The organism is Mycobacterium sp. (assembly GCF_044223235.1).
GTDB lineage: Bacteria > Actinomycetota > Actinomycetes > Mycobacteriales > Mycobacteriaceae > Mycobacterium.
The window spans coordinates 24,025-33,427 of the sequence record NZ_JBGAME010000037.1; the positions used below are offsets into that span (position 1 = coordinate 24,025).

General features: G+C 70.1%; 8 protein-coding genes. 7 read left to right on the forward strand and 1 reads right to left on the reverse strand.

Annotated features, from left to right (window positions below; translation table 11 throughout):
• Positions 1-283 precede the first annotated feature (283 nt).
• The 5 genes from ADBZ6K_RS25095 (at position 284) to hutG (ending at position 5,396) form a co-directional block, all read left to right on the forward strand.
• The gene (locus tag ADBZ6K_RS25095) at positions 284-412 is read left to right on the forward strand and encodes a hypothetical protein (protein WP_526351821.1); all 129 of its coding nucleotides are present in this window, start codon (positions 284-286) and stop codon (positions 410-412) included.
• A 172-nt stretch (positions 413-584) separates the two neighbouring features.
• Positions 585-1,379 (forward strand): IclR family transcriptional regulator, encoded by a 795-nt coding sequence (locus tag ADBZ6K_RS25100; protein ID WP_526351823.1) that lies wholly within the window; start codon positions 585-587, stop codon positions 1,377-1,379.
• 166 nt (positions 1,380-1,545) lie between these two features.
• Entirely contained in the window at positions 1,546-3,285 is a 1,740-nt protein-coding gene (gene hutU / locus ADBZ6K_RS25105; RefSeq protein WP_526351825.1) for a urocanate hydratase, read from the forward strand.
• 6 nt (positions 3,286-3,291) lie between these two features.
• Complete coding sequence (gene hutI, locus ADBZ6K_RS25110; protein WP_526351827.1) at positions 3,292-4,461, forward strand: imidazolonepropionase; 1,170 nt, start codon at positions 3,292-3,294, stop codon at positions 4,459-4,461.
• Positions 4,458-5,396 (forward strand): formimidoylglutamase, encoded by a 939-nt coding sequence (gene hutG, locus ADBZ6K_RS25115; protein ID WP_526351829.1) that lies wholly within the window; start codon positions 4,458-4,460, stop codon positions 5,394-5,396. Before hutI ends, hutG begins: the two co-directional genes overlap by 4 nt.
• A 14-nt stretch (positions 5,397-5,410) precedes the next feature.
• Here the strand turns inward: hutG and hutH are convergent, their stop codons facing one another.
• Positions 5,411-6,985: a histidine ammonia-lyase gene (hutH, locus tag ADBZ6K_RS25120; protein ID WP_526351831.1), complete on the reverse strand. Its 1,575-nt coding sequence runs from the start codon at positions 6,983-6,985 to the stop codon at positions 5,411-5,413.
• Between the two features lie 163 nt (positions 6,986-7,148).
• Here hutH and ADBZ6K_RS25125 point away from each other — a divergent pair, with 163 nt between their 5' ends.
• Complete coding sequence (locus ADBZ6K_RS25125) at positions 7,149-7,988, forward strand: DUF1206 domain-containing protein (RefSeq protein ID WP_526351833.1); 840 nt, start codon at positions 7,149-7,151, stop codon at positions 7,986-7,988.
• Between the two features lie 109 nt (positions 7,989-8,097).
• Positions 8,098-9,403 (forward strand): AMP-binding protein (locus ADBZ6K_RS25130; protein WP_526351835.1); only part of this gene is annotated, 1,306 nt, incomplete at its 3' end.

The following is a 9,403-nucleotide window of genomic DNA, read 5'->3' on the forward strand; positions in this document are numbered from 1 at the left end:
GATTACAGCCGAAGCGGGTTCACCGGCCTGCGGTTTCAGACCAAGGCTGTGCTGCCGTAGTAACCACTCGATCGGGATCCCCATCGCGACAGCCTACCCGTGTTCGACATACCGACGATCTTGTCGATCACATTTCGCAACTATGTCGATTCAACGAGATGTCCCATGACTCGATACTCAACGCAGTCCGCACCGTTCCAGCCTTCTGAGGAGGCTCATCTCTGTCGACCGGGTATCTGCGTCGACCGCGCCACGGCGTCCAACCGGCCAATCGGACGTGGTCATGACCGGGCGCCGACCGAATCTCGGCATCTCGCCGCATCGCATATCCGCACAGTCCGGATTCGGCCGTGACCTGTCGCTGCATGCGCACAAGTACACCTGGCTGAAGACCACCTGGATACAGCCCTAACATGGCGAACTGGAGGCGTGAATCGGAAGCCGCACGCGAAATCCGCGCCGGGGCCTGCGCCGCGGCGCCAGACCACGACCGTCGCGCAGAACTCGGCGCAGGGCGGGGCGCGCGAAGACGAGACAGGGGTAAGCGGGCACCCGAGCCCCGACCAGCAAGCGACAATCGGTCGATGGACACCTCTGCGGGCTCCAGCACGTCACCCGCGGTCGGCCGGGCGCTGGACATCCTGGTCCGACTCGCCCAGCGGCCCAGGCCGATCCGTGCGGCCACCCTGGCGCGGGACCTGGATCTGCCGCGCTCGTCGGTGTACCACATCCTCAACGTGCTGGTCGATCGCGGCTTCGTCGTCTACGTCCCGGCCGAACGGGCCTACGGCCTCGGCGTGACCGCGCTGGAGATCGGCTCGGCCTACCTGCGCCACGAACCTCTCGAACGGCTGGCCCAGCCGATCCTGCACCGGATGGCGATGCAGCTCGGACAACCCGTCCATCTGGGCATCCTGCACGGCAACGAGACGGTCTATCTACTCAAGGAACGCCCGACGTCGGGACCGGCCGCGGAGGTCTCGCTCGTCACCGACATCGGCGTGCGGCTGCCCGCGCATCTGACCGCCAACGGCCGGGCGATCCTGGCCGCGCTGCCCGAAGCCCAGGTCAAGGCGCTGTACTCGCGACGATCCGACTTCATCACCCGCACCGGTCGCGGCCCCAAGAACCTCACCGACCTACGCCGCATGCTGGCCGACGGGCGCGACCGGGGCTGGGCCGAGGAGGTCGAGCTCATCACCGACGGCCTGCAGTCCGCGGGTGCGGCCGTCTTCGACCACAACGGTCGCCCGGTGGCCGCCCTGAGCTCGACGTGGAAGCGCCGCTACTCCGGACGCCTGCCCGGGGAGGTCGGCGAGATCCTGCGGCGGGGCGCACAGCGACTCACTGAGCAGATCGCCGGCCACGAACCCGAGTAGTCACGTCGAAAGTAACGCCAGGACGGGGATCGCGCCGGATCGCCGCCACCACGTTACCGTCGAGAACATCAACCATAACGTCTCGGATCCGAGAAGCAGACGAAACGGCACTGTTCAGCGGCCCACAGAAACGCTGTGATGGAGTCACCGTTCGACAGGAGCTGACATGACCGCGATTTCCCCCGAGACTTCCGCCAAGATTTCCCCCAAGACTTCCCCGACCTCCCCCGCCGGCCCGCGTCCCGTCTCCGCACCGCGCGGCACCGAGCTGACCTGCCTCGGCTGGCAGCAGGAGGGCGCGCTGCGCATGCTGATGAACAACCTCGACGCGGAGGTGGCCGAACGCCCCGACGACCTGGTGGTCTACGGCGGCACCGGCAAGGCCGCGCGCAGCTGGGAGGCGTTCGATGCGATCGTGCGCACCCTCAAGACACTGAAGTCCGACGAGACCATGCTGGTGCAGTCGGGCAAGCCGGTCGGCGTGTTCCGCACCAACGAATGGGCGCCGCGGGTGCTACTGGCCAACTCCAATCTCGTTGGCGACTGGGCGAATTGGGAGGAGTTCCGCAAGCTCGAGGCACTCGGCCTGATGATGTACGGCCAGATGACGGCGGGCTCATGGATCTACATCGGCAGCCAGGGCATCCTGCAGGGCACCTACGAGACGTTCGGTGCCGTCGCGCGCAAGCTCGCCGCCTCCGGCCGCTACCCGCACAGCAATGGCACGCTGGCCGGCACCATCACCCTCACCGCCGGTGTCGGCGGCATGGGCGGCGCGCAGCCGCTGGCGGTCACCATGAACGAGGGTGTGGCCATCTGCGTCGACGTCGACCCCGCCCGCATCGATCGCCGCATCGCGCACGGCTACCTCGACACCAAGGCCGAATCCGTCGACGAGGCACTGGCTTTGGCGATCCGGATGCGCGACGAACGCAGCCCGCTGTCCATCGGTGTCGTCGGCAACGCCGCGGAGGTGTTCCCCTACCTGCTGCAGATCGACGCGCCGATCGACATCGTCACCGACCAGACCTCCGCGCACGATCCGCTGTCGTACCTGCCGATCGGCGTCGAGCTGGACGATTGGCACAAGCTCGCCGACAAGGACCCGGCGTGGTTCACCACCGAGGCGCAGGCGTCGATGGCCAAGCACGTCGAGGCGATGGTCGGGTTCGCCGACCGTGGTGCCGAGGTGTTCGACTACGGCAACTCCATCCGCGACGAGGCCAGGAAGGGCGGCTACGCACGGGCTTTCGACTTCCCCGGCTTCGTCCCCGCCTACATCCGCCCGCTGTTCGAGGAGGGCCTCGGCCCGTTCCGCTGGGCGGCGCTGTCCGGCGACCCGAAGGACATCGAGGCCACCGACAAAGCGATCCTGGAACTGTTCCCCGACAACGAGCACCTCAAGCGCTGGATCACCATGGCGGGCAAGAAGGTTCACTTCGAAGGCCTGCCCGCCCGGATCTGCTGGCTGGGCTACGGCGAACGTCACCGCGCCGGCCTGAAGTTCAACGAGATGGTCGCCTCCGGCGAGCTGTCCGCCCCGATCGCCATCGGCCGTGACCACCTGGACTCCGGGTCCGTCGCCTCGCCGTACCGCGAAACCGAGGCGATGGCCGACGGTTCGGACGCGGTCGCCGACTGGCCGCTGCTCAACGCGCTGCTCAACACCGCCTCGGGCGCCTCCTGGGTGTCGTTGCACCACGGCGGCGGCGTCGGCATGGGCCGGTCCATCCACGCAGGCCAGGTCTGCATCGCCGACGGCACCGAGCTCGCCGCACAGAAACTGGAGCGGGTGCTGACCAACGATCCCGGTATGGGCGTGATCCGCCACGTCGACGCCGGCTATGAGCATGCCGCCGATGTCGCCCGCGAGCGCGGGGTCCGCATCCCGATGCAGGAGGGCTGAAAGGCCGTGGCCACCACACTGATCGACAACATCGGCACGCTGGTCACCAACGACCCGACAGTCGGCGACGGCCCGCTGGGAATCCTGCGCGACGCCGCGGTCGTGCTCGGCGACGGGCACGTCGCCTGGGTCGGGCCCGCGGCGCAGGCGCCCGCCGCCGACGAGCGCTACGACCTCGGCGGCCGGGCGGCACTGCCCGGATTCGTGGACAGCCACGCCCACCTCGTGTTCGGCGGTGACCGGGCCGAGGAGTTCGCGGCCAGGATGACCGGGGCACGCTACGAGGCGGGCGGCATCCGCACCACCGTCGCGGCGACGCGGGCCGCCTCCGACGACGAGCTCGGCGCGAATATGGCCCGGCTGGTCGCCGAGGCGCGCCGCTCGGGCACCACCACCGTGGAATGCAAATCAGGCTACGGCCAGTCGGTCGCGGACGAACTGCGCAGCCTCGACGTCGCGGGCAGGCAGACCACCGAGACCACACTGCTGGCCGCGCACGTGACGCCGCCCGAATTCGCCGGCCGCACCGACGATTACGTGCGCATGGTGATCGACGAGATGGTACCCAAATGCGCGCCGCACGCGCGCTGGATCGACGTGTTCTGCGAGGAGGGGGCGTTCGACGCCGAACAGTCCCGTGCGGTACTGGAGGCGGGTATCGCGGCCGGACTCACCCCGCGGGTGCACGGCAACCAGCTCAGCTACGGCGCGGGTGTGAAGCTCGCCGTGGAGCTGGGTGCGGCCTCGGTGGATCACGTCACCTACACCACCGACGCCGACGTCGACGCGCTGGCCGGCGGCAGCACGGTCGCCACCCTGCTGCCCGGTGCCGACTTCTGCACGCGCAACAAGTATCCCGACGCACGGGCGCTCATCGACGCGGGTGTGACGGTGGCGCTGGCGGCCGACTGCAACCCGGGCACCTGCTACACCACCAGCATCCCGTTCTGCATCGCACTGGCGATCCGCGAAATGCACATGACCCCCGAGGAGGCCGTGTGGGCCGCCACGGCAGGCGGAGCGGCCGCGCTGCAGCGCACTGACGTCGGCCGGATCGCCGCGGGGCTGCGCGCCGACCTCATCGCGCTGGACGCCCCGTCGTATCTGCACCTGGGCTACCGTCCCGGAGTGGCACTGGTGCGTGAGGTGTGGCAGGGCGGCGTGAGGAACGCATGATCCCCGTCGACAGTCCGCCGTCCACCTGGTCCGGCCGCGACGACGGCTCCGGCCCCGAGCACCTGCGCTGGCACTCGGCCATGTCGCTGGAGCGGGACACCACCCCCGGCGGCACCGCTCTCGTCGGCTTCTGCAGCGACGAAGGCGTGCGGCGCAACCGGGGACGTCCCGGAGCCGCGCAGGGCCCGGCCGCGCTACGCGCGGCGCTGGCATCCATGGCGCTGGCCCGACCGCTGCGGGTCTTCGATGCGGGCGACGTGCGGGTCGAAGACTCCGATCTGGAGCGCGGCCAGCGCCGGCTGGGGCTCGCGGTGGCCCGGCTACTCGACGCGGGCCACCTCGTCACCGTCCTCGGCGGCGGACATGAGGTCGCCTACGGCAGCTACCTCGGCATCGCCGGATCCTCGGTGCCGGCCTCCGGCGCCCGGCTGGGGGTGCTCAATCTGGACGCGCATTTCGACCTGCGCGCCGATCCATTGCCCAGCTCCGGCACCCCGTTTCTGCAGATGGCCGTTCATGAGGCCGAGCGCGGGCGAGCGCTGAACTACGCGGTGCTGGGCATCGCGCAGCCGAGCAACACCGCGGCGCTTTTCGCGGCCGCCGACGAACTGGGCTGCCGGTACCTGATGGATGACGACTGCACGCGCCCCGCGGCGGAGGCGTTCGTGGCGGAGTTCCTGGACTCCGCCGACGTCGTGCACCTCTCCATCGACCTCGATGTGCTGCCTGCCGCGGTCGCCCCGGGTGTGAGCGCACCGGCCGCCTACGGGGTGGAACTCACGGTGATCCAGCACGTGTGCGACATCGTCGCTCGCAGCGGCAAACTCGCGCTGCTGGAGGTGGCCGAGCTGAATCCCCGCCTGGACATCGACAATCGGACGGCCCGGACCGCGGCGCGGCTGATTCACCGCGTGGTGACGGGGGCAACGCGCTGAGCCGTCAGGCCCCGTCAGTTTAGGGCGCCCACCGCACGCTCGGCGCCTGCCACCAGCTCCCCCGATGCGGCCATCTGCACCACCGCCTCGATCTCGGGCGCCAGGTACCGGTCGGTGCCCGGACCTGCGACGTGCTGGCGCAGCGTGTCGCGAACCGCGGCGGTGCCTGCCGCGGGTGTCAGCGGCGCGCGCAGGTCCAGTCCCCGCGCCGCGGTGAGGGCCTCGATGGCCAGTACCCGGGTCAGACCGTCGACGGCGCGGCGCAGCTTGCGCGCCGCCGACCAGCCCATCGACACGTGGTCCTCCTGCATCGCCGAGGACGGGATCGAGTCGACGCTGGCCGGTGCCGCCAGCCGTTTGAGCTCGGAAACGATTCCGGCCTGGCTGTACTGGGCGATCATGTGCCCGCTGTCCACACCGGGGTCGTCGGCCAGGAACGGCGGCAGGCCGTGGTTGCGGGCCTTGTCCAGGAAGCGGTCGGTGCGCCGTTCGCTCATGCTGGCCACATCGGCGACGACGACCGCAAGGAAGTCCAGCACATAGCCGACCGGGGCGCCGTGGAAGTTGCCGTTGGACTCGACCCTGCCGTCGAGCGTGACCACCGGGTTGTCCACCGCGCTGGCCAGCTCCCACGACGCCACCCGCTCGGCATGGTCCAGCGTGTCCCTGGCGCCCCCGGCGACGGCGGGCGCACAGCGCAGCGAGTACGCGTCCTGAACCACCGTGCAGTCCGGGGTCTGATGGCTGGCGATGATCGGCGAGCCCGCCAGCATCCGGCGCATATTCGACGCCGCCACTGCCTGCCCCGGCTGTGGCCGCAGCGCGGCCAGGTCGGCCGCGAACACCCGGTCGGTGCCCATCAGGGCTTCGACGCTCATCGCGGCGGTGACATCGGCCAGCTTGAGCAGACCGCGCAGATCGTGGCACGCCAGCACCAGCATGCCGAGCATCCCGTCGGTGCCGTTGATCAGCGCCAGGCCTTCCTTCTCCTCGAGCACGACGGGCGTGATACCCGCGTCGGAGAGCGCGTGCGCGGCGGGCACCAGCCGGCCGTCGGCGTCACGGACGTCACCTTCCCCGGTCACCGCGAGCGCGACGTGTGCCAGCGGAGCCAGATCACCCGAGCAGCCCAGGCTGCCGTACTCGTGCACCACCGGCGTGATCCCCGCCGAAAGCAGCCGCGCGTACGTCTCGGCGACCACCGGTCGCACCCCCGTACGTCCGGTGGCCAGCGTGGACAGCCGCAGCAGCATCATCGCCCGGACCACCTCGCGCTCGACCTCGGGCCCGGAACCGGCGGCGTGCGAGCGAATCAGGCTGCGCTGCAACTGTGTTCGCAGTTCGGTCGGTATGTGGCGGGTGGCAAGCGCACCGAATCCCGTGGACACCCCGTAGACGGGGCGCGGATCGACGGCCAGCGCCTCCACCCATTTGCGGCTTTCCCCGATCGCGGCCTGCGCCTCCCCGGACAGCTGCACCGGGGCGCCGTGGCGTGCGACGCGGACGACATCGGCGGGGGTCACCGCCCCGGTCCCGACGACTACGGCTGTGAGGCTACCGGGTGCGGTGTGAATGCTCGTGTCGGTCATGGTGTCTCGCTTCCTCATCCCAGAAGCAGCATAGGTCGCGCCGCGCGCCCGCAGGCCGTAGTCCCGGTCCTTTCCGCGGGCAGGCTTCGCACACAGAGTTCGTCGCAGAGGTTTTCGCCGTCAGGGAGGCGGGTATTCCCCGCGCGGCGACGGGAGGGTTGTGATGGGCAACAAGCCGGCAGCGGGTGTCGTCAACACGGCGGGCAGGGCCGCGGGCAAGGCGACGGACAACCCCGCATTCGAGTACACCGCCCGGGCGGGTTTCGCCGCGAGCGGGGTGCTGCACCTGCTCGTCGCGTTCATCATCGTGCGGCTGGCGTTCGGAGCGGCGGGTAACGCCGACCAGTCGGGCGCATTGGCCACCCTGGCCGGTCAGCCCGGCGGTGCGGTGATGTTGTGGGTCACCGCCGTCGGCATGCTGGCGCTGGGCTTGTGGCGCCTCGCCGAGGCGCTGCTCGGCTCCAAGCCCGGCGAACGATCGGGCACTCGGCGGGACGACTCACCGGCCTGGAAGCGTGCGAAATCCATCGCCCTGGCCGTGGTGAACTTTGCGATCGCGCTGTCCGCGGCACGGTTCGCGATGGGCAGCGGCCAGTCGAGCAGCCAGCAGAACGCGGGCATGAGCGCGCAGCTGATGCAGTCGGGCTGGGGTAAGGCCCTGTTGATCGCGATCGGCGTGGGGGCCGCCATCGTCGGGGGCTATCACGTCTACAAGGGCGTGTCCAAGAAGTTCCTCAAGGATCTGCGGGTGAGCGGGTCAACGGCGGTGGTGGCCGTCGGGGTGACGGGATACATCGGCAAGGGACTGGTGCTGGCAGGTGCGGGGCTGCTGGTCGTGGTGGCGGTGCTGCAGGCGGATCCGTCGAAGTCGACCGGTTTGGATGCGGCGGTCAAGACACTCGGCCACGCGCCGTTCGGCAAGTTCCTGCTGCTCCTCGCCGCGGTGGGTATCGCCGCGTTCGCCGGATACAGCTTCGTCCGCAGCCGCTACGGCCGCATGTGACCCTGCGGTTCGCCGCGTTGCGGTCAGCGGCCGCCGCTCACTAGGTTGCTTAGGTAAACCTCAGCTGCACGACGCGGCTCGACGAGAGGATGACCTTGGGCGGCGCCGGGTGACGGGCCTGATCGAACACCTCGCGGGGCACGGAGAAGCCGTCGCGGTGTTCACCGCCGACCGCGAGGTGACCTACCGCGAGCTGTCCCGCCTGGTGAGCGCGGCAGCGACGGAGTTGGGTACGACGCGGCGGCTGGTGCTGCTCGAGACGCGCAACGACCTCACCACGCTCGTGCACTATCTCGGCGCACTCGCCGGCGGTCACGTCGTGCTACCGGTACCCGCAGGCCGCGACCACTCCGCGCTGCTGCGGACCTACCGGCCCAACGTCGTGATCCGCGGCCACCACGTGCAGATGCACAGCCCCGGTGCGCACCGGTTGCACGACGAGCTGGCGGTGCTGATGTCCACGTCGGGCAGCACGGGCTCGCCCAAACTGGTGCGCCTCTCGCATGCGAATCTGCTGGCCAACGCCCACTCGATCGCCGAGTACCTGGACATCCGCCCCGGCGACCGGGCGGCGACCACCCTGCCGATGTCGTACTGCTATGGCCTGTCGGTCATCCACAGCCATCTGCTGCGCGGGGCGGGCCTGATCTTGACCGAGCTCAGCGTCGTCGACGACGAGTTCTGGCAGCTGTTCGGCAGGCACCGGGGCACGACCTTGGCGGGCGTTCCCTACACCTTCGAACTGCTGGACCGTATCGGCTTCGACCGGATGGATCTCCCCCACCTGCGCTACCTCACCCAGGCGGGCGGCCGGCTGGCACCGGAGCGGGTGCGCCGGTTTGCCGCGCTCGGCCGGGACCGCGGCTGGCAGCTGTTCGTGATGTACGGGGCGACCGAGGCGACCGCCCGGATGGCCTATCTGCCGCCGGAGTTCGCGCTGTCGCACCCCTCGTCGATCGGCAGGCCGATCCCTGGCGGGTCCTTCACCATCGAGCCCGTCGACGGTTGGACCGGCGGTGAGGGCGAACTCGTCTACCACGGCCCCAACGTGATGATGGGCTACGCAGAAGGACCCGACGGTCTCGCCTTCGGCCGGTCGGTGCAGGCGCTGCGCACGGGGGACATCGCCCGTCGCAGGCCCGACGGGATGTACGAGGTCATCGGGCGCAGCAACCGGTTCGTCAAGGTGTACGGGCTACGGATCGACCTGCAACGGGTGGAAAGCGCGCTGCGCGCTCGGGGCGTGCCCGCGCTGTGCGTCGGCCACGACGAAGAGTTGGTGGTCGCCGCCGCCATCAACGCCGGGGCCGCCGTAAACGCCGGGGCCGCCGGGGCCGCCGAGGTGCGGCGTCTCGCGGCAGCCGCGGCGGGGGTTCCCGCGGACGCGGTCCGGGCGCTGGCCGTCGCCGAACTGC